The sequence below is a fragment of the Rathayibacter sp. Leaf299 genome (genome assembly GCF_001423055.1).
Taxonomy (GTDB): domain Bacteria; phylum Actinomycetota; class Actinomycetes; order Actinomycetales; family Microbacteriaceae; genus Rathayibacter; species Rathayibacter caricis.
Window position 1 is genome coordinate 828,215 of sequence record NZ_LMNT01000001.1, and the last position, 25,767, is coordinate 853,981.

The following is a 25,767-nucleotide window of genomic DNA, read 5'->3' on the forward strand; positions in this document are numbered from 1 at the left end:
ACAGCATCCGGTGGTCCAGACGGTACCGGCTCGCCCTGTCAGGAGTCAACATGGTTTTCGCTCATGACGTCGAGGCCTCCCTCACCTCGACGGCCTTCCTCGTCAACACGCTGCCCGAGCTCTCGCACACGGGCGAGGACGAGCTCGGGACCCTCGAGCAGCTCGACGACTTCCTCCGCATCAACCGCTACACGGGCAGCCGCGAGCACTCGACGGCGGAGCTCGACGCCGTCCGCTCCGTCCGCTCCTCCCTCCGCTCGCTCTGGCTGACGAGCGCCGAGGAGGACCTCGTGGCCCTGGTCAACGGGATGCTCGAGCAGGGCCGGGCGCTGCCGCAGCTCGTGCGGCACGGACTCTGGGGCTGGCACCTGCACGCGACGCGGGACGAGAGCCCGCTCGCCACCCGCATCGTCGTGGAGGCGGCGATGGCCTTCGTCGACGTGGTGCGCGGGGACGAGCGCGACCGCATCCGGATCTGCGCGGCGGAGGACTGCGAGGCGGTGCTCGTCGACTTCTCGCGCAACCGCTCCAAGCGGTACTGCGACACGGGGAACTGCGGCAACCGGGCGAACGTGGCGGCGTACCGGGCGCGGCGCGCGACGGCGGAGGCGTGACGCGGGAGTAGGGGAAAGGGCGCGGCATCCTAGCGGGGGAGTCGCCCCCGCCCTAGCCAGGCCGCGAGGGCGCGTGTAGACTCCTGCGGTCGGCTCTTGACACCGTGCGCTCTGCGCGCGGATGGGTTTGTTAGTCAAGCGGGCCGGATCTCCGACAGTCGTCGTGAGAGACATCACATGTGTGTGAATCGGCCCCGGTCAAAGACTCGCCCGGGTTCCAGCAGGCTGCGTTCGGACGCGCCCCACGAGGGCGCCCTCCGGCGTGCGTCTGCCCGCTCCTCACCGAGCCCACGCAGAACCGAACCCAGGAAGACACAGCCATGCCCAAGAACAAGAAGCCCGCCGGCGGACGCCCCGCCAAGAACTTCGAGCCCAACCGCTTCGGCGCGTCCAGCGGCAAGTCGCAGCTCGGAGGCCGTTCGCGCTTCCCCGCGACCAAGCCCGGCGCGCGCAGCGAGGGCCACCGCGGCTACCGCCCCGTCGACGAGAACGCGCCCAAGAAGGCGCGATGGAACGCCGACGAGCGCGCCGCCCGCGCCGACGAGCGCAGCAGCGAGCGCCCCGCCCGCTCGTACGACCGCGACGAGCGCCCCGCGCGCTCGGCCGACCGCGGCGACCGCCCCGTGCGCTCGTTCGACCGGAGCGACCGCCCCGCGCGGTCGTTCGACCGCAACGACCGTCCGGCGCGCTCGTTCGAGCGCAGCGACCGCCCCGCCCGGTCGTACGACCGCGACGAGCGCCCTGCGCGCTCCTCCAAGCGCAGCGACCGCCCGGCCCGCTCGTTCGACCGCGATGATCGCCCCGCGCGCTCCTTCGACCGGACCGACCGCCCGGCCCGCTCGTACGACCGCGATGACCGCCCGGCTCGCTCGGCCGACCGCGGCGACCGCCCCGCTCGTTCCTTCGACCGCAACGACCGTCCGGCGCGTTCCTTCGACCGGACCGACCGCCCGACCCGTTCCTACGACCGCGACGACCGCCCGGCTCGCTCGGCCGACCGCAGCGATCGTCCCGCCCGCTCCTTCGACCGCTCGGACCGTCCGGCCCGCTCGTTCGATCGGACCGACCGCCCGGCCCGCTCCTACGACCGCGACGAGCGCCCCGCCCGCTCCTCCGAGCGCAGCGACCGCCCCGCCCGCTCGTTCGACCGCGGCGACCGTCCGGCCGCCCGCGCCTTCGAGCGCACCGACCGCCCGGCGCGCACCTCGTACGACCGCACCGACCGCTCCGCCGGCGGCGCCCGCGGCCCCCGCCGCGACTCCTCCGACTTCTACCCCTCGCGCGACACCCGCGGCTCGCACCAGGTCGACGACGTCGTCCTCGAGCGCCTCGAAGCGACCGCGACCCTCGCGGTCGATGTCGAGGGCGTGTCCTTCGGCGACCTCGGCCTGGGCGCCAACATCGTCCGCCAGCTGACCTCGATGGGAGCGGCGGCGCCGTTCCCGATCCAGGCCGCCACGATCCCCGAGGTGCTCCGCGGCAAGGACGTCCTCGGCCGCGGCAAGACCGGCTCCGGCAAGACCATCGCCTTCGGCGCTCCCGTCGTCGAGCGTCTGATGGAGAACAACGGAGGCAAGGACCGCAAGCAGGGCCGCGCCCCCCGCGCGCTCATCCTCGCCCCGACCCGCGAGCTCGCGATGCAGATCGACCGCACCGTGCAGCCCATCGCGCGCTCCGTCGGCCTCTTCACCACGACGATCTTCGGCGGCGTCCCCCAGTACAAGCAGGTCGGCGCCCTCCAGCGCGGAGTCGACATCGTCATCGCGACGCCGGGCCGTCTCGAGGACCTCGTCGAGCAGGGCCGCCTCGACCTCTCGAAGGTGACCATCACGGTCCTCGACGAGGCCGACCACATGTGCGACCTCGGCTTCCTCGAGCCGGTGCAGCGGATCCTCCGCCGCACCGCGACCGGCGGACAGCGACTGCTCTTCTCGGCCACGCTCGACAAGGGCGTCGCGACGCTCGTCGACGAGTTCCTGGTCGAGCCGAGCGTGCACGAGGTCGCCGGCGAGGACCAGGCGTCCTCGACGATCGACCACCGCGTCCTGGTCATCGAGCACCGCGACAAGGCCGAGATCATCGAGCAGCTCGCCGCGCGCGAGGGCAAGACGCTGATCTTCGCCCGCACCCGCGCCTTCGCCGAGCAGCTCGCCGAGCAGCTCGAGCACGCGGACATCCCGGCGACCAGCCTGCACGGCGACCTCAACCAGTCGCGCCGCACGCGCAACCTCGCGCTGCTCACCAGCGGCCGCGTCGACGTGCTCGTCGCGACCGACGTCGCCGCGCGCGGCATCCACGTGGACGACATCGACCTGGTCATCCAGGCCGACGCCCCCGACGAGTACAAGACGTACCTGCACCGCTCGGGCCGCACCGGCCGCGCGGGCAAGAAGGGCACGGTCGTGACGCTCATCACGCGCAACCGCCGCCACCGCATGGAGGAGCTGCTCGAGCGCGCCGAGATCGAGGCCGACATGGTCCAGGCGTTCCCGGGCGACCGCGTGCTCGCCGAGATCAGCGCTCCCGCCGAGTAGGCGGACGCGGCAACGCCGAAGGGCGGACACCTCACGGTGCCCGCCCTTCGGCGTTGCTGCGGTCGGTGACCGCGGGTCGACTGCTTACGCAGCCGGCATGAGGACGGTGTCGATGAGGTACACGGTCGCGTTGGCGGTCTGGACGCCACCGCAGATGACCGACGCGTCGTTCACCTTGATGTCGTCGCCGGAGCCGGTGACGGTGAGGTCGGTGCCCTGGACGGTGGTCTGCGTGCCGTCGATGTCGGCGGGAGCGATCTGGCCGGGGACGACGTGGTAGGTCAGGACCGACGACAGCGTCGCGGCGCCCTCGGGGGTGGCCAGCGTGGCGAGCGTCGCGGCGTCGAGCTTGGCGAACGCGTCATCGACGGGGGCGAAGACGGTGAACTCGCTGCCGTTCAGCGTGTCGACGAGGTTGACGTCGGGGTTGAGCTGACCGGAGACCGCAGCGGTGAGGGTCTTGAGGAGCGGGTTGTTCGAGGCGGCCGTGGCGACCGGGTCGAGCGACATGCCGGCGACGGAGCCGGCGCCGTCCGGGACCTGCTCGGCGTAGGCGGCGCAGCCGGGTCCGACGAGGTTCGCGGCCGGGTCCATGGTCGCCATGGGGGTCTCGGTCTCCATGGGGGTGGTGGTCTCCATGGGAGCGGAGGACGACATCGAGTCCTCGGTCGACTCGGTGGTCGAGCCGCTGCCGCTGGAGCAGGCGGTGAGGCCGAGCGTCGCGACGCTGATGAGGGCGAATGCGGCGAAAGTGGTGCGCTTGGTGGTTCGCATGGTGTTTCTCCTTCGTGAGACGGTCCCGGTGAGGGGCTCCGTTGTCCTGGTCGTGCAGAGGGGGTTCGTGCTGTGTGGACCGTTTCGCGGCCGTTGACATGTCTTCGGAGCCCTGGCTGAGGGGGTTTGGATCGGATCGGAGAAGTTCGGTAACGGCTTCGTAACGGGGCCGACCGGCCGCCGTGCAGGTCCTCCTCGAACCGCCGGTGCTCTGCCGCGTCGATTACCCTGGAGTCGGTCCGCGCTCGCGGGCGCCGGCGCGCGATCCGTGCGATCCGCCGGGAGCAGCTGCGCGATCCTCCGGGTCCGCCTCGACGAACGGGATCCGACGTGCAGACCAGGTGGGCGCGAGTCGCACGGGGCGTCACCGCCGCCGTCGCCGCGACCGCCGTCGCCGCGGCGTCGCACACCCTCGCCGGGGCGACGGCTCCGACTCCCGCCGTCCTCGCCCTCGCGGGCGCCTTCGCCGCCGTCGTGTGCGTCTTCCTCGCCGGCCGCCGGCTCTCGCTGCTGCGCCTCTCGCTCTCGGTGCTGCTCAGCCAGCTCGCGTTCCACGTCCTCTTCCTCGCGAGCGGCGGGGGCGACGTCAGCGTCGTCGGGACGACCGCCACCGGCGCGCACTTCCACGACGGAGGCACCGTCGAGCTGGTCGCCGCGGGCGGCGGGCATGCGGCGCACTCTCCTCTCATGACGCTGGCGCACCTCGTGGCCGGCGTGCTCACGATCGCCGCGCTGCGCCGCGGCGAGACGCTCTTCTGGACGCTCGGCGAGCAGCTCGCCCGCGTCGTCGTGCGGTTCGTCGTCCGTGCGGGGGCGCTCCTGCTCGGGCCGGTCGGTCCCTCCGTCGCCGTGCACGGCGCTCCGGAGCCGCGCTCGCCGCACCCGCTCGACGCCGCGCTCACGCACCTGCGGCACCGCGGACCGCCGCTGCGCGTCCTGCACGCCGCCTGACACCGCTCCGCTCCGGAACGCGTGCCGGTCGGCGTCCACGCGCGCACCGCACGACCGCGCTGCGCTTCCGGATGCCCGGCGACCGCCGGCCCCCTTCAAGGACTCGTCACCATGACCTCGACCACCCGTTCCTCCGCTGCCCGTTCCTCCGCTGCCCGTTCCTCTTCCGGCCGCCCTTCGCAGCGCCTCCGCCTCGTCGGCAGCGGCGCCCTCGTCGCCGCCGGCTCCGTCGCCCTCGCGCTCGCCGCACCCACCGCGGCGAGCGCGCACGTGAGCGCCACCGCCAGCACCACGGCGGCCGGCGCCTACACGGTCGTCACGTTCTCGCTCGCCCACGGCTGCGAGGGCTCGCCGACCACCGGCCTCACCATCACCATCCCGGACGGGATCAACTCGGTCAGCCCGACCGTGAACCCCAACTGGGAGGTCGTGAAGAACGAGGTCGCCCTCGCCGAGCCGATCACGGACTCGCACGGCGCCTCGGTCACCGAGCGCGTCGCCGATGTCGTCTACACCGCGAAGACCCCGCTCGCCGACGGCTACCGCGACACCGTCTCGCTGCAGCTCCAGCTCCCCGAGGATGCGGAGGGCGAGAGCCTCGCGTTCCCGGTGCTGCAGACCTGCGAGACCGGCTCGACCGCCTGGGACCAGCGGACCGTCGAGGGCGAGGACGAGCCGGAGCTGCCCGCGCCTGTCGTGACCGTGACCGCCGCGGAGGAGGGCGAGGGCCACCACGGCGCCGGCTCCGCTTCTCATGAGGAGGAGGAGACCGCCGCCGCGACCACCGCCTCCTCGACGAGCTCCGCCGGTGGCGCCGACGTCGTCGCCCGCGTCCTCGGCGTCGGCGGCCTCGTCGTCGGCGCCGTCGGAGTCGCGGTCGCGCTCGCCTCGCGCCGTCGCGGACCGAAGGCCTCCGCGTGACCCTGCATCGCAGCTCCGGCGTCGCCGCCGCGGCGATCCTGCTCGGCCTCGCCGGCTCGGTCGTCGTGGCGGCGCCCGCCAGCGCTCACAACTACCTCGTCTCGAGCACTCCCGCGGCGGACGCGACGCTCACCGAGCAGCCCGGCACCCTGGCCGTCACGACCAACGACGACCTGCTCGTGCTGGGCGACGACGGTCGTGCCGCCGGCCTGCGCGTCACCGGACCCGACGGCCTGTACTACGGAGACGGCTGCGTCACCGTCCTCGGCCCCGAGGCGTCGATGCCGCTCGAGCTCGGTGCGGCCGGCGCGTACGAGGTGACCTGGCAGGTCGTCTCGACCGACGGACACCCGGTATCGGGCCAGTACTCGTTCGACTGGCAGCCCGCCGCGGGCGTCGCCCTCGCGGAGGGCTCGGAGTCGGTGCCGGACTGCAACGGCACCGTCGACGTCTCGGGGGAGTCCGCGTCGGCCGAGTCCGGCTCGGCCGACGGTTCCGGTGACGCCGCCCCCTCGGGAGCCGACGCCGTGCCGATCGGCGACGTGCTGTGGATCGGCGGGGCGCTCGCTGCGGTCGCCCTCGCCGTCGGAGTCACGATGCTGGTGCTGCGCCGACGTCCTCGGGAGTAGCTGCGGCCTGCTGCGCGCGTTCCGGCGTCAGCGCAGCAGGCTCGCCACCGGCCCGCCGTCGAGGTCCGACAGGATCGCGGCGGCGTCGTCGTACACCGCGACAGCGCCCGCGTCGCGCAGCTCGTGCTCGCCGGTGCCGCCCGAGAGGACGGCGACCGTCGCGAGTCCGGCCTTCTCGGCCGCGAGCACGTCCCACGAGGCGTCGCCGATCATGATCGCGTCATCGGGCCCGACCTCCGCGCGCTCGAGCGCGATCGCGATGATTCCGGGGTCGGGCTTCGCCGTGTCCACGTCCTCCCCGCTGGTGACCGCGTGCACTGCGTCGCCCAGATCGAGCACGCGCAGGAGGAGGTCCAGCTCCTCCTGCGGTGCCGACGTCGCGAGGACCACGCGCGCGCTCCGCTCGGCGATCGCCCGCACCAGCTCGCGCGCCCCGGGGAGCAGCACGAGTCGGGGTCCGAGCTCGGCGTAGTTCTTCGCGTGCAGCGTCTTCAGCTGCGTGCGGGTCTGCTCGTCGACGTCGTCGTCGGTCAGCGAGCCGATCAGCTCGGACGAGTCGGCGCCGATCGCGCGCTGGATGCGCCAGGCCGGCACCTCGAGGTCGCACTGCCAGAACGCGCGCGCCCACGCCTCGATGTGCAGGAAGTTCGAGTCGACGAGCGTGCCGTCGATGTCGAAGAGCACCGCGGTGGTGCGGGTGCGGTGCGTCGTGGTGATGGTGTCGCTCGTGCTGTCTGCCGTCATGCTCGTGTCGTCCTCCGCTGTGGGGTCGTTCGCGCTGTCGTCGTGCTCGCGCTGTCGTCGTCGGCCCGGCGCCGTCACCAGGGGGAGGACGGCACGTTACTCCGGGCGAGAGGCGGGGTGAGACCCCCTTGCGCGACGTCGCCCCGCACGATCGCGTCGAGGATCCGGTCCACCTCGGCGACGCCGTCGGCGTCGGCCGGCAGCAGGAAGCGCCGGTCGCCGAGGTTCACGGACACCGACGTCGGACCGACACTCCAGTGCGCCGGACGGGCGCCCTCCGCCTCGGGCAGCAGGCTCGCCTTCCGTCCCCCGTGAAGAGAGCGGATGCGCAGTCGCGCCCCGTGGTCGTGGTGCAGCCGCGCCAGCCGCTCGTGGAGCGCAGCGATCACCTCGGCCGGCGGCGGAGGAGGCGATTCGCGCACGGCCTCCCGCAGCGCCTCGTACTCGGGGAGGTCCGTGCGGTCGTCGATCTCGAGGACCGCCGTCAGGTCGATCCCGCCGCGAGTGCCGTCCCAGCCGTCGAGCCGCTGCACGCGCCGCCGACTCCGGTCCGGAACGAGGACTCCCTCGCCGATCGCGAGCCGTGCGCCGAGGACCGTGCGTCCGACCAGCCCGCGGACCACGCCCGCCACCGGTCGAGCGGGCCTCGTCGGCCCGTGGTGCTCCTCCAGGAACCTCGGGCGGACCCCCGGGCTCCGAGGCTCGAGCGCGATCAGCGTCCAGGTCACCCTGTCGCCGACCGCGAACGGCTCCCCGCAGCAGGTCATCGCCCACCCCTCCAGCTCGACGTCGACGAGGTCGTCGTTCGCGGCTTCGTCCGCCGCCGCTCCGCCCGTCGCGGCCTCGTCCGTCGCCGCTCCGTTCCTCGCTGCCTCGTTCGTCGCCGTTCCGTTCCTCGCTGCCTCGTTCGTCGGCGCTCCGTTCCTCGCTGCCTCGTCGGTCGCCGTTCCGTTCCTCGCCGGTTCGGCGTCGGCCCCGTCGCGCTCGTGGACGGTGTGCTCGCTGATCATCGTTCCCCCGTCGTCATCCAGCTGTCGTCCCACCGGCGTCCCCGCGCCGTCCCCTCAGACCATCGTCACCGATGCGCCTCCTCCGTCGGCGACATCCCGCCGTGCATCCCCTGCAACTCAGAACGGAGGGGGATCGCTGTCGCGCCGCCACTCCGACGCACCTCCGAAGAGCCGTTCCGGCGGCTCCGGTGGTTCGGGTGCGGTGGTGTGGTGTCGTCCGGTGGGGCTGGTCCACTCGAGGACGCCGCCTGGTCTGTGTCGGACCTGCCAGGTGGTGGTGTGGCGGAGTCGGTGNGGTGCGGTGGTGTGGTGTCGTCCGGTGGGGCTGGTCCACTCGAGGACGCCGCCTGGTCTGTGTCGGACCTGCCAGGTGGTGGTGTGGCGGAGTCGGTGGTGGTGGCGGCAGAGGTGGGCGAGGTTGTCGGCGTCGGTGGGTCCGTCGTGCTGCCATTCGACCGTGTGGTCGACGTCGCTGTCGCGGGCGGACCGGGTGCAGCCGGGGAACCGGCATGTGACGTCGCGGTGTGCGAGGGCCCGGCGCAGGTCGGCGGGGACGCGGTAGGTGGTGCGCCCGACGGAGAGGACCGCCCCGGTCTCGGGATGGGTGAGGATGCGGGTGAAGGACGGCGCGTCGGCGGCCAGGCGCCGGGCGGTGGCGGGGTCGATGGGGCCGTAGCCGTCGAGGATGCCGGGTTCGTCGGAGCGTCCGAGGAGGGTCAGGACGGGAACGGTGACGGAGACCTGCGGGCGGATTCCCCGCAGGATCGCCGTCATCGGCTGCGAAGCGTCGGAGCTCGGCACGGTCTCGCCGTCGAGCAGTAGTGCGGCGGCGACGTCGGCGCGCAACTGCCCGAGGGTCCGTTCCTCGTCGGGGTTCTCGTGCAGGCTGCGGACGGTTCGGTCGATGCGGTCGAAGGCTCCGTGCGCTTCCGGGGCGGGGAGGTGGAGGCGGAGGGTGGCCATGCCGTCGAGGTCGCCGTCGAGCCAGACGCCGCGGCGGGCGGCGCACCGCGTGTGCCGGTCGGTGAGGGACTCCGGGTGCAGGCGTTCGCGCAGGGAGCGCAGACGGCGGCGGAGTTGGGGAGGCGTGCAGTCGCGGGCGAGGGCTGCGGCGGCGTCGTCGAAGCGGCCGCGCACGTCGACTGGGAGATCGAGCGCGGCTCGGATGATCGCGCGGGCGTGCTCGGGTGCGATCGCGGCCTCGCGGAGGGCGGTGAGCGTCTCGGGCAGCTCGTTGACGAGCATCCGGCTCTCCTCGACGAGGATGCCGGCGAGGGATTCGGAGATCCGCATCCCGGTTGCGATCTCGGCGACGAGGGCGCGCATCGCGGCCTCTTCGCGTTCGACGTGCGCCTGCACGCGGGGATCGACGAGGGCGTTCGGGAGGGTCACCGCGGTGTGGCGCGCGAGTTCGATCAGCTCGGCCCGTTGCGCTTCGGCGCGGGCGCGGAACGCGTCGACCGCGCAGGCGGCTCCGACGGCGGCGACGAGGGCGTCGTCGAAGCACTCGCGCACGCTCGGACCACCGCCCGCCGGCCTTGCTTCGACATCCAGAAGAACCATACGAGGATGACACCAGCGACCACCGACACCACAGCCACAATTGCGCCACGAGGCGGCGGAACGCGCCAGGGAAGGGTCGGAGGTGGGGCTGCTGGTGGACGTGGATCTCGATACGCCCGCTGCGCGGGCTACTCGATCAGCAAGAAGGAGCGCGGGCTGTCTATCAGCAGGAAGGAGCGGGCTGCTCGATCGGCAAGAGGGGCACGGGCTACTCGATCCCTCAGAGGAGCGCGGGCGGGTTGATCAGCGGGGGAGGGACGGCCGTCTCCGCACCGACCGGAGCGGTACGGCCCGTCGCTCTACCGCACCCGCCGCGGCACCGTGAACACCGTCTCGACGCCCGGCGAGTACAGCACCGAGTCCGGAGCCCGCCCCGCGAGCCCCGGGAATCCCGCCTGCTCGAGCAGCCCGTCGTCCAGCGCCAGCAGCTCGGCCCGCTGCAGCGGCCACGGCCGGTGCAGGTTCCGTCCGTACCAGGTCGAGCCCAGGTGCGTCTCGTGGTACGCCCAGCGCGAGGTCAGGAACGACGCGAGCGGATCCTCCGCCGCCGACGACCCCGGCGTGGGCCGCACGACGATCCGCGACCGCGCCTCCGGCCGCCCGATCCGCGACGTCTCGTAAACCACCGCGCCGTGGCGGTGCTCGATGCTCATCCGGGCCCACCGGTAGGGCAGCCCGAACACGGCCTGCGCGGTGAGCACCGGGAGCAGGTGGGAGGCGTCGAGCGAGACGAAGACGACTCCGCGGCGGCCCTGCTCGTCGACGGAGTAGAGGCGCACGTTCACCTCGGGGAACGTGCCGAGCCAGGGCACCCTCGGCCCGCCGAGGAACGCCGTGCGCGAGAGGCGGAAGGGGATGAGGCCGACCCAGGAGGAGCCGTCGTGCTCGTCCGGTCGGGTGCCGCGGGGCAGGTGCGGCGCCACGAGCGACGCGTCGACCCGCCAGTGCAGGAAAGCCGCCTCGGTCCAGCGCTGGCGGAGGATCCGCGGCCCGCCGAGCGGGGGAGCGGAGCGGGTCAGGGGTTCGAGGGCAGGCACCCGCCCATGGTGGACCTCCGTGCTGCGAACCACCCGCACCGCGACAGCCGGCGCACAGGCTCCCGCCCGGTGCCCTCGGATATGCTGACCGGACGTTCAACCAGAGTCGGCGCCGCGCGCCAGGAACGGTGAGGATCCCCCGATGACCGAGGCCCTGCAGCCGCCCGTCCAGAACGCTCTGTCGCTCACTCCGCCTGAGCCCGTCGCCGCGGTGCCCACGACCTCGGCGCCCTCCATCGCGCCGAAGGTGCCGGAGCAGGCGCTGCCCGGCCTCGAGGCGAAGGTCGACGGCTACCTCGCGTCGCTCCTGCAGTCGGAGGCGCGCAGCCCCGAGTTCGCGGCGAAGGCGAACGACATCCGCACGATGGGCGACGCCGACATCCGCTCGGCCGCCGACTCGTCGAACCGCCTGCTCAAGGCGCCGGTGCGCGCCCTGCAGGAGGGCGGCCTCAGCGAGGGCTCCACCATCGGCAAGACGCTGCTGGAGCTGCGCCGCACCGTCGAGGACCTCGATCCGTCCGAGGACAACGTGCAGAAGAAGATCCTCGGCTTCATCCCGTTCGGCAACAAGATCACCGACTACTTCCGCCGCTACGAGAGCGCGCAGACCCACCTGAACGCCATCATCCAGGCGCTCTACGACGGGCAGGACGAGCTCCGCAAGGACAACGCCGCGCTCAACCTCGAGAAGCAGCACCTCTGGGAGACGATGACGCGTCTCAACGAGTACATCTACGTCGCCGAGCGCCTCGACGTGAAGCTGTCGGCCAAGATCGCCGAGCTCGACGCGACCGACCCCGACCGCGCCCGTGCGCTGCGCGAGGACGTCCTCTTCTACGCGCGCCAGAAGCACCAGGACCTGCTGACCCAGTTGGCCGTGTCGATCCAGGGCTACCTCGCGATCGACGTCGTGATCAAGAACAACGTCGAGCTGATCAAGGGCGTCGACCGCGCGACCACGACCACCGTGTCGGCGCTGCGCACCGCGGTCATCGTGGCGCAGGCCCTCGCCAACCAGCGGCTCGTGCTCGACCAGATCACGGCGCTGAACACGACCACCTCGAACATGATCGAGGCGACGTCGCGGATGCTCGCCGAGCAGTCCGCGAACATCCAGTCGCAGGCGGCGTCGGCGACCGTCGGCCTGCCGCAGCTGCAGGCCGCGTTCGCGAACATCTACCAGACGATGGACTCGATCTCGGACTTCAAGATCAAGGCGCTGGACAGCATGGCCCAGACGGTGGGCGTGCTGCAGACCGAGACCGCGAAGGCCGGCGAGTACGTGGAGCGGGCCCGCCGCAGCAACGCCGACATCGACGCGACGTCCTCGCTCGATCTCGGCCGCTAGGGGACGGGATGGGCTGGCTGTCGCGCCTGTTCGGCGGCTCCGATCCGGCGCCCGCGGAGACGGCCCCGGCGCTCCCGGCCGCGCCGACGAGCGACGACATCCTCGCCGCGCTCGACCGGGTGAAGGCCGAGACGGAGGGGCGCGTCGCTCCCTTCGTCGCGGCGCGCATCCGCCGGATCGACGAGACCGTGCGCGAGATGGTGCCCCGGCTCGACCGCCTCGGCGGCATGAGCCAGCAGGGCCACACCGTCGTCGCGACCGCCACCAGCTACCTGCCGGAGGCGGTGGAGGGCTACCTCCGCCTGCCCCGCGACTTCGCCGACCGTCGCGCCGTCCACAAGGGGAAGACCTCGCTGATGATCCTGACCGACCAGCTCGACATCCTGGGAGGGACGCTCGACCGCATCTCGGACGCCGTCTCGCGTCAGGACGCGTCGGCGCTCATCGCGCACGGGCAGTTCCTGGCCGACAAGTTCGCGGAGTCGTCGCTCGGCGGCAACTCGCTCGAGGGCGGTCCGGTGGGCGGCAGCTCGAGCGCGCCGGCCGGTCCGCAGCAGAACGGCCCGCTGACCCCGCCGAGCGCCTCGTGACCGCGCTCGCCCCGGCGCTCGACGCCCTCGTGCTCGCCGGCTCCGCGGCCGGACTCGACGACGCCGCCGTGCGGGACGAGGGCGCCCGCCTCGCGGCCGCCGTCGCCGAGTCGATCACCGGAGCCGGCCCCGACTGGCTCGAGGCGACCGGCACGTCCGGCGGGCTCGAGTCCTTCTTCACCGCCGCCTCGAGCGCCCGCCGCTGGCGCAGCGGCCCCACCGACCACCTCGCCGCCCTCGTGCGCGCCGGATCCGACCACGCACCCGCCTATGCGCGGGCGCTCACCGAGGTCGTCTCGGCCGCCAGCGCGCTCGGCGACCCCGGCATCGGAGGCATCGCCTCGGCGTCCGCGACCGCCGCGGCCCAGCTCGGGGCGATCCCGCAGCGGGAGGCTCCCCGCGCTCCCCGCGCACCGGCCGCACCCGCCGCACCGGCCGACTCCCTCTTCCCCGCCCCCGACCTGCTCCCGCAGGGCGTCCCCGGAGTCGACGAGATCCTCGCGCGCCTGCGCCGGACCGAGCACGACGGGCCGCAGGACGAGCCGGGCGGACCGACCGCGGCCGCCCCCTCCGCGTCCCCCGCCGCCCAGGAGGAGCCCGAGGAGCTCCCTCCGCCCGAGTCGATCGACGACCTCATGGCCGAGCTCGACGCCCTGATCGGCCTCGACCGGGTGAAGAGCGAGATCAAGCGGCAGACGCAGCTGCTCCGGATCGACACGCTGCGGCAGGCGGCCGGGCTGTCCACTCCGACCCTCACGCGCCACCTCGTCTTCACCGGCAACCCCGGCACGGGCAAGACCACCGTCGCCCGCCTCGTCTCGCGCATCTACCGCTCGCTCGGCATCCTCTCGAAGGGCGTGCTCATCGAGGTCGACCGCTCGGAGCTGGTCGCCGGCTACCTGGGGCAGACGGCCACCAAGACCGCCGAGGTCATCGCGTCGGCCCGCGGCGGCGTGCTCTTCATCGACGAGGCCTACGCGCTCGCGCTCGACCAGTACGGCGCCGAGGCGGTCACGACCCTGGTGAAGGACATGGAGGACCACCGCGGCGACCTCGTCGTCATCGTGGCGGGCTACTCCGGGCCCATGCAGGGCTTCCTCGACACCAACCCCGGCCTCGCGAGCCGCTTCTCGACCACGATCGACTTCGCCGACTACACCGACGACGAGCTGTCGGCGATCTTCGCGCGCCTGGCAGCCTCGGCCGATTTCGAGCCGACGGAGGAGGCGGTCGCCGCCTTCGCCGAGCTCGCCTCCGCGCAGCAGCGCACCGAGGCGTTCGGCAACGGCCGCTGGGTGCGCAACGTGCTCGACGCCGCCATCGCGCGCCACGCCTGGCGCCTGCGCGACGTGGAGGAGCCGACGCTCGACGACCTGCGGATCCTGCAGCCCGAGGACATCACCGAGAGCGCGGAGGCCGCGGAGGAGACTCCCGCACTCGACGCCCCGCCGACGGAGGAGACCGCATGAGCACCGCGCCCGCCGCCCGCCCCGCCGCCGCGCCCCCGCAGCAGGCTCCGGCGCCGCCGCTCGTGCAGATCGCGAACCACCCCGCCACGAAGAAGCCGTCGCTCCTCGTCCGCGCCACCTCCACCACTCCGCGCCTGTTCCGCACGCTCCTGGTCCTCACCGCGCTCGCCGCCGTGCTGTTCGGGCTCTTCGCCCAGCAGACCGGGGCGCTGCAGGCCCGCGCGGCCGCCGAGGCCCGGGCGCAGTCGGCGCAGCTCGTCGGCGTCCAGGAGGTCCGGAACCTCCTGGTCGACGCCAACGCCGTCGCCGCCAACACGTTCCTGGTGGGCGGTCTGGAGCCGGCGGAGCAGCGGCAGCGCTACTCCGACAGCCTCGCCGCGGCCTCGTCGCAGCTGACCGACCTCGCCGCGGCCGAGCCGGCCGACGCGCCGCTGCTCGCGACCGTCGCCACGAAGGTCGCCGTCTACAGCGGCCTCGTCGAGCAGGCCCGGGCCAACAACCGCCAGGGCTTCCCGGTGGGCTCGGCCTACCTCGATCAGGCGTCGGCGCAGCTGACCGACGCCGACGACGGGATCCTGGAGGATCTCGAGTCGCTCGTCGCGCAGGGCGCCGACCGGGTCGCGAGCGCCTACGACACGGTCCGCTTCAGCGTCCTGCTGATGATCGGCTCCCTCGTGATGCTGCTGGTGCTGATCGCCGCGCAGATCGCGCTCGCGCGGCGCACGCACCGCTACCTCAACCGGCCGCTCGCGACCGCGACGGGGCTGCTCCTGCTGCTCGGCATCGCCGGCACCGGAGTCTACGGAGTCGCGGCCTCGAACGCCGCGACGGTGCGCTCCGAGAGCTACCGCGCGACCCTCGCCGTCTCGCAGGCGCTCACCGCCGCGACCGACGCGAAGTCGCTCGAGAGCTTCACCCTGATCAAGCGCGGCTCGGGAGCGGCCCTCGAGGCCGACTTCCAGGAGGCGGCGACCGAGGCCGAGCGCCAGCTCCAGCGGGGCATCGGGAGCGGGATCGTCGACGGGTCGCTGCTCGGCGAGCTGCAGTCCTGGCTGACCCTGCACGAGGGCATCCGCCAGGCCGACGACGAGGGGCGGTGGGACGACGCCGTCGCCCTCGCCGTCGCCACCGGGGACGGCTCGGCCAACGCCGCGTTCACCGCGTTCCAGGCCGACGCCCGCGAGACCGTCCGCACCGATGCCGCCACCGCGTCCTCGACGCTGGGGGAGTGGAGCTCGATCTCCTCGCTCACCTCGTGGGTCCTTCTGGCCGCGGGGCTCGTGGGGGCCGTCCTCGCCTGGCGGGGCGTCTCGCAGCGACTGGAGGAGTACCGATGAACCGGATCCGCACCGCGGCCCTCGCCCTCGTCACGGCGGCGGTCCTCGCCGTCTCGGGCTGCACCACGGGAGCCGACGACCTCGGCACGCTCGTGTCGGCGCCGGCCGAGACCGCCACTCCCGCGCCGACCACGACCGCCTCGCCGCCGACCACGGACTGCACGCCGTCGGCCACCACCTCCTACGCCCCCACGGGCGTCACCGACAGCGCGACCCTGACCGAGATCCGCGACCGCGGGTCGCTCCGGGTCGGCGTCTCGGCCGACACCCTCCTGATGAGCGCGCGCAACCCGCTCACCGGCACGATCGAGGGCTTCGACATCGACATCGCCCGCGAGATCGCCCGCGCGATCCTCGGCCGCCCCGACGCGATCACGTACGTCGTGATCACCTCGGCGCAGCGCCTCCCCGCGCTCACGGGCGGTGAGGGCGCGCCCCAGGTCGACCTGGTGGCCCGCACGCTGACCATGACCTGCGACCGCTGGAGCACGATCGCGTTCTCCTCCGAGTACTACGGCGCGGGACTGAAGCTGCTGGTCTCGGCGAGCAGCGACGCGACGAGCATCCAGGAGCTCGAGGCGGCCGACGAGACGCAGCAGGTCTGCGCCCCGCGCGCGACCACGACGCTCAGCCGGCTCGAGAACGAGTACCCGGGAGTGGAGGCGGTGGCCGCCGACACGCACACGCAGTGCCTCGCGCTGTTCCAGGAGGGATCCGTCGACGCGATCGCGGGCGACGACACGATCCTCGCGGGCTTCGTCGCGCAGGACCCCTACGCGAAGGTCATCGGCGAGCCGCTGAGCTCCGAGCCGTACGGCCTGGGCATGGCGGCCGACGACGTCGACTTCGTGCGCTTCGTGAACGGCGCGCTCGACTCCCTCCGCTCGGACGGCCGCTGGCAGAGCATCTACGACCGCTGGCTGGGCGAGCTCGGCGAGGCCGCGCCGCCCGAGCCGGTCTACGGGCGATGACGACGGGCGCCCCAGTCGCGGAGGGCACCCCGGTCGCGCCGGGCCGCCTGGGCGAGGCGATCCCGCAGCGCGAGCTCTTCGAGTACCTGGCGCAGCTGACCCGCTGGCTGGACCGCACGGGCCGTGAGCTGACCCGGTTGGATGCGGCGGCGCTCGCGTCCCCGCAGGCCGACAGCTACACCTCCGACATCGTGCTCGCCCAGTCGCTGCGCGAATCGGTCACCCGGCGGCTCGCCGAGCTCGAGACCGTCTGGGACTCGGGACGGGTCGACTCCGTCGCCCGGGAGCGGATGTCGCAGCTCATCTGGGGACGCCTCGACGCGGCGAGCGGGCGCGGCGGGAGTGCGGCGGTCTCGCTCGTCGAGGCCGTGCGCCTCTGCGACGCGGTCGTGGGGCAGCTGAAGTCGCGACTCGAGCTCGACCCGAGCGGCACCGACACCGCGGGACGCATCGTGGGCGTCCGCGCCGAGATCGAGCGCTGCCGCGACCTCACGCAGGACGCGCGCGGAGTGGTCGACCGTCCCGCCGCGCAGCGCGTCGCCGTGCTGCGCTCGCGCCTGGACGCGCTGGTCGAGAAGGCGGGCAGGGGCGCGGACGTGTCCGGTCCGCTCGGACAGCTCGAGAGCGACTCCGCCCGCCTCGAGCGCGACCTGATCATCGCCGCGTCGCAGCGCCGCGGGCTCGAGCGCGACCGGCAGCGCGCCCGCGAGCTGGCCGAGGCCGCCGAGCGCCGCGAGACGCCGCTCCGGGAACTGGTCGCGCGCTGCCGGCGCGAGATCGCGGATCCGCCCCGACTCGCCGTGCCCGACGTCTCGCGCCTCGGCGAAGCGCCCGCGGACCGCGACGGGCTGGACGAGTACCTCGGCCGCCTCACCGCGGTCGGGCGGGCGTTCGACGCCGTCGAGGCGGCCTACACGTCTCCGCTGCGCGAGCGGGCCGCGCTCAGCTTCCGGCTGCGGGCGCTCCGCGAGCGCGCCGCCGCGAACGGCCGCGCCGCCACCGCCGTGGGCCGCGCCGCCGAGGAGGAGGTGCGCGCCGCGCTGGAGGCGGTGCCCTGCTCCGTCCCGCTCGCCCGGCACTTCGTCGAGCAGTACGACGTCGTCACCCGAGATCTGCCGCACCACCGGAAGGCCACCCCATGAACGGCGAACCCTGCACCGCGACTCCGGGCTGCACCGGGACGATCGAGGACGGCTACTGCAACGTCTGCGGATCCCCGCCCGCGGAAGGCGGCGCGGGTCCGGCCGCATCGGCGCCGACCGCACGACGCGCGGCGCCGACTGCGGCTCCCGCCACCGCGTCCGCCGCCTTCGGCACCGGGTTCGTCGAGGGCTCCCCGAACGCCTCCGCCCCCGTCGGATCGAGCATCGAGGAGGCGGCGACCGCGCGCAGCGGACGCACCTCCTCCGCCCGCCTCGCGACCGCCGCGCTCGGCTCCGCCCGCACCGCGCAGACCGGCTCCAAGGTGACCCGCCGTGTCGGCACCACCTCCACCCGCCTGCGCGGACCGCGGCTGGGCGCCGGCTTGACCACCGTGCCCTCGCGTCCCGCAGCCGATCCGATGGCCGCGCTGATGACGGAGGCGGTGCTCCCCGAGCGCAAGCGCTTCTGCTCGAACTGCGGCACAGCCGTGGGCCGCGGCCGCGACGGCAAGCCGGGCCGCACCGAGGGCTTCTGCCCCAACTGCCGCACCCCGTTCTCGTTCACCCCGCAGCTGCAGAAGGGCGACGTGGTCGGCGGGCAGTACGAGGTCGTCGGCTGCCTCGCCTACGGCGGACTCGGCTGGATCTACCTCGCGCGCGACCGCAACGTCTCGGGGCGCTGGGTGGTGCTGAAGGGCCTGCTCAACTCGGGCGACCCGGACGCGTACGCCGCGGCCGTCACGGAGCGGCAGTTCCTCGCCGAGGTCGAGCATCCGCTGATCGTCGAGATCTACAACTTCGTGCTGCACGAGGGCGCCGGCTACATCGTGATGGAGTACGTCGGCGGCCCGAGCCTCAAGCAGATCCTCAAGGAGCGGCTGGAGGCGAACGGCGGCAGCGCCGATCCGCTGCCCGTCGACCAGGCGCTCGCGTTCGTGCTCGAGGTGATGCCCGCCTTCGCGTACCTGCACGACCACGGACTGCTCTACTGCGACTTCAAGCCCGACAACATGATCCAGGTCGGCGACCAGGTGAAGCTGATCGACCTCGGCGGGGTGCGCCGCGCCGACGACGACGCCTCCGCGATCTACGGCACCGTCGGCTACCAGGCGCCGGAGGTGCCCGAGGTCGGCCCGTCGATCGCGTCCGACGTGTACACGATCGGACGCACGCTCGCCTCGCTGGTGCTGGACTTCCGCGGGAACCAGACGACCTACGTCGCGTCCCTCCCGCCGGTGTCCGAGACGCCGCTGTTCCAGCGATACGACTCCTTCTACCGGCTCGTCGCGAAGGCGTGCGCGCCGGATCCGCAGGACCGGTTCGCGACGGTCGACGAGATGCGCGGGCAGCTGCTGGGGGTCCTCCGCGAGGTGGTCGCGACCGACCGCGGACCCGGGCACCCGTCGCTGCACTCGACCGAGTCGGCGCTCTTCGAGGCACCGGTCGCCGACGTGGTCGACCGCCCGCTGCCCTGGGACGCGCTGCCGCTGCTGAAGATCGACGAGTCCGACGCTGCGAAGGCGTGGCTCGCGGGGGTGAACGTCGCCGACCCGATCGTGCGCCTGCGCGCGCTCGCACTCGCTCCGACCGTGACCGTCGAGGTGCGGCTCGCCCGTGCCCGTGCCGCGATCGAGGCCGAGCGGTGGGACGAGGTGTCGCGCGCGACGGGCGAGATCCTGGCGGAGGACCCGTGGGAGTGGCGGGCCGTGTGGATGAGCGGTCTCGCGCAGCTCGCGCACGGCGACCACCTCGGCGCCCGCGCCTCCTTCAACACCGTGTACGGGCAGGTGCCCGGCGAGCTGGCGCCGAAGCTGGCGCTCGCGGCGGCGTGCGAGTCGAGCGGCGAGCCCGAGGTGGCGGAGTCGCTCTACGTGATCTGCGCACGCTCGGACGCGAACTACACGGCCCCCGCCGCCTTCGGGCTCGCCCGGGTGCGGCAGGAGCGCGGCGACCTCGACGGAGCACTCGACGCGCTCGACATCGTCACCCCGACCCGCTCCTCGTTCCTCGACGCCCGCCGGCGCCGGGCCGAGCTGCTCGCCGAGTCGGGCCGCGGACTGCCCTCGCTCTCGGCGGCGCTGTCGAGCGTCGACTCGCTCGCGATCGACCCGCGCACCCGCCTCGAGCTGACCACCGGGGTGCTGGAGTCGGCGCTGGAGCTGGTGCGGCGCGACGGACCCGCCGAGGGGGCGATGCTCGGCACGGTGGAGGCGACCGAGCCGGCGATCCGCGACGGACTCGAGGCGTCCTACCGGGCGCTCGCCGCGTCCACCCGGGAGCGCGAGCAGCGGCTCGAGCTGGTCGACAAGGCGAACGCGGTGCGCCGCTGGACGATGACGTGAGCGCGGGAGAGCTGTCCACTCCGTGCCCCGTCTGCGGCGAGCCGGTCACGGCCGGCGACGCCTTCTGCGAGGCGTGCGGAGCGACGCTGATCGTCGCGGCCGCCGCGCCCGCGCCGCCCGCCGCCGTCGAGGGCACCCGCGCCGCCTGCGTCTTCTGCGGAGGAGCGGTCGCCGACGACGGCTACTGCGAGCAGTGCGGCCAGCGGGCGCCGACCGAGCGCGAGCACTGGGCCGAGGCGCCGCATCCGCTCGTCGGAGGCGTCTGCGACCGCGGGATCCGGCACGCGGCCAACGAGGACGCGATGGCGATCGGCGCGGTGGCGGCCGAGGACGGCGCCCTGCGCACGGCGCTCCTCGTCGTCTGCGACGGCGTCTCGTCGACCCCCGACTCCGACACCGCGTCCCTCGCCGCGGCCCGTGCCGCCCTGAGCGCGCTGCAGGCCGAGGTCGGCGGCGGGGCCCGCGGTGCCGAGCGCTGGGGGGCGCTGCTGCAGATGGCGACGGCGCGCGCCTCCGGAGCGATCGACGCGGCCGTGCCGGAGAAGCGCGACAACCCGCCGTCGTGCACGTTCACGGCTGCGACCCTCGAGGGGTCGCTGCTGGTCACCGGGAACGTCGGCGACAGCCGCTGCTACTGGCTCCCCGACGCGGGAGCCCCGCGGCAGCTCACCGTCGACGACTCGTGGGCCCAGGAGCAGATCGCGTCCGGGATGAGCCGCGCCGAGGCCGAGACCTCGCCGGACGCCCACGCGATCACGCGCTGGCTCGGTGCCGACGCGCACGACGAGGAGCCGCGGCTGTCGACCACGGTGCTCGACGAGCCCGGCTGGGTGCTCGCGTGCTCGGACGGACTGTGGAACTACGCCTCGCCCGCCGAGGACCTCGCCGGGGTGCTGCACGACGCCGAGCAGCGCGTCGGGAGCGATCCGGTGACGCTCGCCGAGGCGCTCGTCGCGTGGGCCAACGCGCAGGGCGGGCACGACAACATCACGGCGGCTCTGGCGCGCTTCGAGGTGACTGCGGAGTAGCGGGTCCGTCCAGTCGGCCGGGGGTCGTCTGGACGAATCCGTCACTCCGTCGAGGGGCGCGGTCCCTACGCTCGACCCCATGAGCCTCGCCGAGTCCCGCACCGAGCTGTCCATCGTCGGCCACTGGATCGACGGGGCGCCCTCCGCCTCCTCGTCCGGCCGGACCGCGCCCGTCTACGACCCGGCGCTGGGAGTCGTGAGCCGCGAGGTGGCGCTCGCCGACGCCGCCGAGATCGACGCGGCCGTCGCCTCCGCCAAGGCGGCCTTCCCCGCCTGGCGCGACACGTCGCTGGCGAAGCGGCAGCAGATCCTGTTCCGGTTCCGCGAGCTGCTGGAGTCGAAGAAGGGCGAGCTGGCCGAGATCATCACGTCGGAGCACGGCAAGGTCGTCTCGGACGCGATGGGCGAGATCACGCGCGGTCAGGAGGTCGTCGAGTTCGCCACGACCCTGGCGCACCATCTGAAGGGCGAGTACTCGGAGCAGGTGTCGACGGGCGTCGACGTGTACTCGACGAAGCAGCCGCTGGGCGTCGTCGGGATCATCTCGCCGTTCAACTTCCCGGCCATGGTGCCGATGTGGTTCTTCCCCATCGCGATCGCGGCGGGCAACACGGTCGTCGTGAAGCCGTCCGAGAAGGACCCGTCGGCGGCGATCTGGCTCGGAGCGCTCTGGAAGGAGGCCGGCCTGCCCGACGGCGTGTACACCGTGCTGAACGGCGACAAGGTCGCGGTGGACGGGCTGCTGGAGCACCCCGATGTGCGCTCGATCTCGTTCGTGGGATCCACTCCGATCGCGCAGTACGTTTACGAGACCGGCACCAAGCACGGCAAGCGGGTGCAGGCGCTGGGTGGTGCGAAGAACCACATGCTGGTGCTGCCGGACGCGGATCTCGATCTCGTGGCCGACTCCGCCATCAACGCCGGCTTCGGCTCCGCGGGCGAGCGGTGCATGGCGATCTCGGTCGTGGTCGCCGTCGAGCCCGTGGCCGACGAGCTGATCTCGAAGATCCAGGACCGGGCGTCGCAGCTGCGCATCGGCGACGGGCGTCGCGGCTGCGACATGGGTCCGCTGGTCACCGAGGTGCACCGCGACAAGGTCGCGTCGTACATCGCGATCGCGGAGGAGGACGGGGCCGAGGTGGTCGTGGACGGTCGTGGCATCGACGTCGATGGCGACGCCAACGGGTTCTGGCTGGGCCCGACGCTGCTGGACAAGGTGCCGACGACGTCGCGGGCGTACACGGAGGAGATCTTCGGGCCGGTGCTGTCGATCGTGCGTGTGCAGTCGTACGAGGAGGGCGTGGCGCTGATCAACGCGGGCGCGTTCGGCAACGGCACGGCGATCTTCACGAACGACGGAGGGGCGGCCCGCCGCTTCCAGAACGAGGTCGAGGTGGGGATGATCGGCATCAACGTGCCGATCCCGGTTCCGGTGGCGACGTTCTCGTTCGGCGGCTGGAAGTCGTCGCTGTTCGGCGACACGAAGGCCCACGGCGCGGAGGGCGTGCGCTTCTTCACGCAGCAGAAGGCGATCACCTCGCGCTGGCTCGACCCGTCGCACGGCGGCATCAACCTGGGCTTCCCGCAGAACTGAGCTGTCGAGGCTCGCCTCTTCGCCGTCGACGGGCGACTTCGGCCACGCGATCGAGAGGCCCTCCGCTCAGAAGGCATCACGGAAGGTCTGCGGCGTCCTGAATCTCAGCCCACCTCGACACATCTATTCCGATGTCGGTACACTTCTGTATATGGCTGAGGAAAGTGTTTCTGAGTTCGCCGAACGCGAGAAGGTGTCTCCACGCCGAGTCCGCGCGCTCATCGAACGAGGCCGACTCCCTGCCCGACAAGTGGGGGGGCAGTGGCTCATCGACCAGGCATCCGCGCATCGCCCGGCGCCGAGCCGGCCCTTGAGCGCGCGCATGCGGGCCGGCCTTCTCGCCGTCCTCTCCGGCGAGCAGCCTGGAGTGCTGTCCGCCTCTGAGAACGCTCGCCTCCGCGGCTATCGCAATGCTCTTCTCCACAGCCCGGAGCCGGACCGCATTCTCGGGGCATGGGTGCATGAGAGATCGGCCCTCAAGCTCCAGGTCGCCCCGAGCGATCTCGCCGACCTGTCGAAAGATCAGCGCCTCGTCAAGACCGGTTTCAGCGATCCGCGTGCCGAGATCGCAGCTGCGGGTCAGCTCGAAGCTCGAGTCGCCGAGGCCGACGTCGATGCGCTGCGTCGGGAGTACTTGCTGCGCCCCTCCGATCGTCCCAATGTCCTCCTTCACATCACCGACGAGAAGCCGCCGTCTCCGTTGCCCCTCGGTCTACTTCTCGTCGACCTCGCCCGACACGAGGGTGTGCGCGAGCGCTCCCGCGTCGCCGAACTGCTCCGGAAGGCTCCCGCTTGACCGTCGTCGCCCCTGCTGCGACTCCCGCCCAAGCGGAAGCCTGGCATTCGCTCTTCCGGGTCTACGAGGCGCATCCGGAAGGCTGGGCTCTCGTCGGCGGCCAGATGGTCCACTCGCTGTGCTGGGAGCGAGGGGCGAACCCGCCGCGACCGACTCAGGACGCTGATGCCGTGCTCGACATCCGAGCGCAGCCGACGATGCTCTACGACTTCACCAGAACGCTCTCCGACCTCGGCTACGCATCGGCGGGGGAGTCGCCGTCCATCCTCGAAGGATCCGAGGGTGTGCAGCACCGATGGTCCAAGGGCGACGCGCAGATCGACGTCCTCATCCCACGGTTCCTGGGGGAGCGAGCCGACAACCGGACCGGCGTCACGGGCGGCCGCACCATTGCGACTCCCGGTGGCCAGGGTGCCCTCGATCGCTCCGAGGTGATCGAGGTCACCATCGCCGGCGTCACGGGCTCGGTCATCCGCCCCACGCTGCAGGGTGCGATCATCGCGAAATCGTCAGCCATGCTCCTCAGCGAAGGGGCGAAAGGCGACCGTCACCTCAACGATCTCGCCGTCCTGGCGTCCCTCGTCACGAGGAGCGACCATGTCGGCGCGGGCGTCACACGAACCGAGGTGACGCGGGTTCGGAGCGCCTTCGCCACGGTTCTGATGCGACCGCCGCTTCACCTCGCCGTCGGGGTCGACGCGGCGACGATCGAAGTCGTGCGCGACCAGTTCGGGATGGACTGACCTGAATGCCCTGGGGCGGTCGTGATCTCCGCGGAGGCGGCCTCCGGCTCGCCCCGCTGGTCGAGTAGCCGCCGCAGGCGGCGTATCGAGACCCCCGCTTCCAGCAGTGGCCTCCCTCAGCGCACGAACGCCAGGGCCAGCCAGAGCTCGGTGCGGGCCGACACGTCGTCGAGGTCGACGCCGAGCAGGCGCTCGATCGCGGTGATGCGGTTGCGGAGGGTGTGCCGGTGGACGCCGAGCTCGCGGGCGGCCGGCTCCCACGCGCCGTTGCGGCCGAGCCAGACGCGTGCGGTCTCGAGCAGCACGGCGCCCTCGGCGTTCAGCAGGGGAGCGAGCCGGCGGCGCGCGAGCGGCTCCGCGCCCGAGGCGGTCAGGAGTCCGAGCATGCCCTGAGCGGCGAGGTCCTCGAAGCGCAGGAGCGGCCGTTCGGCGGAGCTGCGCTCGGCCGCGCGCTGCGCCTCCTGCAGGGCCGCCTCGAGCGACGCCCAGTCGGTCGGAGCGGAGGCGCCGGCTGACACCCCGTGCCGCCCCAGGACCGCGGCGATCACCTCGAGATCCTCCGCCCCGGTGATCAGCACGAGCGCCCCCTCGCGCTCGGCGAAGAAGACGCGCGCGCCGTTCTCCTCCGCGACCACCTCGAGCTCGTCGAGCAGCGAATCGCCGCGCACCGGCTCCGCCAGCACGCTCACCCGGAGCGGCGCCGCCGGCAGCGCGCCCCAGACCTGACGCGCCGTGCGGGCCGCGACGTCGAACGCCCCCGCCACGAGCAGCTCGAGCAGCCCCGAGCGCAGCTGGCGCCGAGACGTGTCGAGCGCGCGTCGCTGCTCGAGCGCGATGCTCGCGAGGGCGATGACGCTGGCGACGAGATCGTTGCCCGCCGGATCCAGGGGAGTCCCGGTGCCGACCGCGAGCACGCCGCGCAGGTGGTCGCGGCGCCCGAGCGTCTGCAGCGTGACTCCGCCTCCGTCGTCGAGGCGCAGCCCCGCCCGACTGCCGCGGGAGAGCGTGTGCCGCACGGCCTCGGCGACCGAGCGCTCCGCCTCCGGGGGCACGTCGAGCCGCGTGGGCACCTGCACCCGCTGGCCGACCGCGTCGTAGAGGGCGACCCAGCAGCCGAGCTGCCGCTCCAGCTCCGAGAGGATCGCGGCGAGGCCGTCGGGCCGCAGCGCCGCGCGGGCGACCCGCCGCTGCGCCTCGAGCGACCACTCCAGCCGTTCGCGCTGCTCGCGCGAGATGACGTCGGCGACGAACCGGATGATGCCCATGAACGGGGTCAGGTCGGCGACCTCGAGCAGCGGCAGGCCCTGCCGTTCGCAGGCGGCGATCAGAGCCTCCGGAACCTCGTCGTGCACGATGCCGATCGCGAAGCCGAGCGCGCGGATGCCGCGGCCGCGCAGGCGCGCGACGTACTCCTCCGAGAAGTCGGCCGCGTGCTCGCCGGCGAAGTGCACGCCGTCGGTGAGCAGCAGCTGCCCCGATTCGAGCCAGGGCGTCGGATCGACGAGGTCGGAGGAGTGCGCCCAGACCAGCGGGGCGTCGAGTGCCGCCTCGTCGTGCACGCCCGCGAGGACGTGGAGGGCGAACGCCGGTTCGGCGAGCAGGTCTCGGACGGTCGCGGGCACGGTGGCCT

General features: G+C 73.1%; 21 protein-coding genes and 1 pseudogene. 16 read left to right on the top strand and 6 right to left on the bottom strand.

Going from position 1 to position 25,767, the window contains the following annotated elements; genetic code table 11:
* The first annotated feature begins 50 nt into the window (after positions 1-50).
* Both ASF48_RS03805 and ASF48_RS03810 read left to right on the top strand, forming a co-directional pair.
* Positions 51-614, top strand: a complete 564-nt coding sequence (locus ASF48_RS03805; RefSeq protein WP_055786648.1) for a CGNR zinc finger domain-containing protein — start codon at positions 51-53, stop codon at positions 612-614.
* A 320-nt stretch (positions 615-934) separates the two neighbouring features.
* On the top strand, positions 935-3,148 hold the full coding sequence (locus ASF48_RS03810; protein WP_055786651.1) for a DEAD/DEAH box helicase: 2,214 nt from the start codon (positions 935-937) through the stop codon (positions 3,146-3,148).
* A gap of 84 nt (positions 3,149-3,232) precedes the next feature.
* On the opposite strand, the gene ASF48_RS03815 is transcribed toward ASF48_RS03810, so the two are convergent.
* Positions 3,233-3,922 (bottom strand): fasciclin domain-containing protein, encoded by a 690-nt coding sequence (locus ASF48_RS03815; RefSeq protein ID WP_055786654.1) that lies wholly within the window; start codon positions 3,920-3,922, stop codon positions 3,233-3,235.
* Between the two features lie 330 nt (positions 3,923-4,252).
* On the opposite strand from ASF48_RS03815, the gene ASF48_RS03820 reads away from it, so the two are divergent.
* From ASF48_RS03820 to ASF48_RS03830, 3 genes are all read left to right on the top strand, one after another.
* Positions 4,253-4,873: a hypothetical protein gene (locus tag ASF48_RS03820; protein WP_055786657.1), complete on the top strand. Its 621-nt coding sequence runs from the start codon at positions 4,253-4,255 to the stop codon at positions 4,871-4,873.
* A 111-nt stretch (positions 4,874-4,984) separates the two neighbouring features.
* Complete coding sequence (locus tag ASF48_RS03825) at positions 4,985-5,794, top strand: YcnI family copper-binding membrane protein (RefSeq protein WP_082480965.1); 810 nt, start codon at positions 4,985-4,987, stop codon at positions 5,792-5,794.
* Positions 5,791-6,423 carry a copper resistance CopC family protein gene (locus ASF48_RS03830; RefSeq protein WP_055786661.1) on the top strand — a complete coding sequence of 211 codons (633 nt, stop codon included), beginning with the start codon at positions 5,791-5,793 and terminating at the stop codon, positions 6,421-6,423. The genes ASF48_RS03825 and ASF48_RS03830 overlap by 4 nt, the downstream gene beginning before the upstream one ends.
* Positions 6,424-6,450: 27 nt before the next feature.
* On the opposite strand, the gene ASF48_RS03835 is transcribed toward ASF48_RS03830, so the two are convergent.
* From ASF48_RS03835 to ASF48_RS03850, 4 genes and pseudogenes are all read right to left on the bottom strand, one after another.
* Entirely contained in the window at positions 6,451-7,167 is a 717-nt protein-coding gene (locus ASF48_RS03835) for an HAD family hydrolase (protein ID WP_055786664.1), read from the bottom strand.
* Between the two features lie 74 nt (positions 7,168-7,241).
* The gene (locus ASF48_RS03840; protein ID WP_055786666.1) at positions 7,242-8,177 is read right to left on the bottom strand and encodes a DUF6578 domain-containing protein; all 936 of its coding nucleotides are present in this window, start codon (positions 8,175-8,177) and stop codon (positions 7,242-7,244) included.
* A 295-nt stretch (positions 8,178-8,472) separates the two neighbouring features.
* Positions 8,473-9,740, bottom strand: a pseudogene (locus ASF48_RS20085) (DUF222 domain-containing protein); the annotation flags it as partial.
* A gap of 299 nt (positions 9,741-10,039) precedes the next feature.
* Complete coding sequence (locus ASF48_RS03850; protein ID WP_055786673.1) at positions 10,040-10,777, bottom strand: YqjF family protein; 738 nt, start codon at positions 10,775-10,777, stop codon at positions 10,040-10,042.
* Positions 10,778-10,919: 142 nt separating this feature from the next.
* Here ASF48_RS03850 and ASF48_RS03855 point away from each other — a divergent pair, with 142 nt between their 5' ends.
* The 11 genes from ASF48_RS03855 to ASF48_RS03905 all read left to right on the top strand — a co-directional run bounded on the left by ASF48_RS03855 (position 10,920) and on the right by ASF48_RS03905 (position 24,137).
* A complete protein-coding gene (locus tag ASF48_RS03855; protein ID WP_055786676.1) occupies positions 10,920-12,125 on the top strand; it encodes a toxic anion resistance protein in 1,206 nt (401 codons plus the stop codon).
* 8 nt (positions 12,126-12,133) lie between these two features.
* A complete protein-coding gene (locus ASF48_RS03860) occupies positions 12,134-12,715 on the top strand; it encodes a hypothetical protein (RefSeq protein ID WP_055786679.1) in 582 nt (193 codons plus the stop codon).
* Positions 12,712-14,184, top strand: a complete 1,473-nt coding sequence (locus ASF48_RS03865) for an AAA family ATPase (RefSeq protein ID WP_055786682.1) — start codon at positions 12,712-12,714, stop codon at positions 14,182-14,184. The genes ASF48_RS03860 and ASF48_RS03865 overlap by 4 nt, the downstream gene beginning before the upstream one ends.
* Positions 14,181-15,521, top strand: coding sequence for a hypothetical protein (locus ASF48_RS03870; RefSeq protein ID WP_055786685.1), 1,341 nt, complete (start codon positions 14,181-14,183; stop codon positions 15,519-15,521). The genes ASF48_RS03865 and ASF48_RS03870 overlap by 4 nt, the downstream gene beginning before the upstream one ends.
* A complete protein-coding gene (locus ASF48_RS03875; RefSeq protein WP_055786688.1) occupies positions 15,518-16,492 on the top strand; it encodes a glutamate ABC transporter substrate-binding protein in 975 nt (324 codons plus the stop codon). The genes ASF48_RS03870 and ASF48_RS03875 overlap by 4 nt, the downstream gene beginning before the upstream one ends.
* Positions 16,489-17,634, top strand: a complete 1,146-nt coding sequence (locus ASF48_RS03880; protein WP_055786692.1) for a hypothetical protein — start codon at positions 16,489-16,491, stop codon at positions 17,632-17,634. The genes ASF48_RS03875 and ASF48_RS03880 overlap by 4 nt, the downstream gene beginning before the upstream one ends.
* Positions 17,631-19,976, top strand: coding sequence for a serine/threonine-protein kinase (locus ASF48_RS03885; protein WP_055786695.1), 2,346 nt, complete (start codon positions 17,631-17,633; stop codon positions 19,974-19,976). Before ASF48_RS03880 ends, ASF48_RS03885 begins: the two co-directional genes overlap by 4 nt.
* Positions 19,973-21,004 carry a protein phosphatase 2C domain-containing protein gene (locus ASF48_RS03890; protein ID WP_055786699.1) on the top strand — a complete coding sequence of 344 codons (1,032 nt, stop codon included), beginning with the start codon at positions 19,973-19,975 and terminating at the stop codon, positions 21,002-21,004. Before ASF48_RS03885 ends, ASF48_RS03890 begins: the two co-directional genes overlap by 4 nt.
* A gap of 79 nt (positions 21,005-21,083) precedes the next feature.
* A complete protein-coding gene (locus ASF48_RS03895; protein WP_055786703.1) occupies positions 21,084-22,598 on the top strand; it encodes a CoA-acylating methylmalonate-semialdehyde dehydrogenase in 1,515 nt (504 codons plus the stop codon).
* 151 nt (positions 22,599-22,749) lie between these two features.
* Positions 22,750-23,394, top strand: a complete 645-nt coding sequence (locus tag ASF48_RS19260; RefSeq protein WP_157603037.1) for a helix-turn-helix domain-containing protein — start codon at positions 22,750-22,752, stop codon at positions 23,392-23,394.
* A gap of 170 nt (positions 23,395-23,564) precedes the next feature.
* Complete coding sequence (locus ASF48_RS03905) at positions 23,565-24,137, top strand: hypothetical protein (protein ID WP_235577177.1); 573 nt, start codon at positions 23,565-23,567, stop codon at positions 24,135-24,137.
* 116 nt (positions 24,138-24,253) lie between these two features.
* On the opposite strand, the gene ASF48_RS03910 is transcribed toward ASF48_RS03905, so the two are convergent.
* On the bottom strand, positions 24,254-25,759 hold the full coding sequence (locus tag ASF48_RS03910; protein WP_055786711.1) for a PucR family transcriptional regulator: 1,506 nt from the start codon (positions 25,757-25,759) through the stop codon (positions 24,254-24,256).
* Between the last annotated feature and the right edge of the window lie 8 nt (positions 25,760-25,767).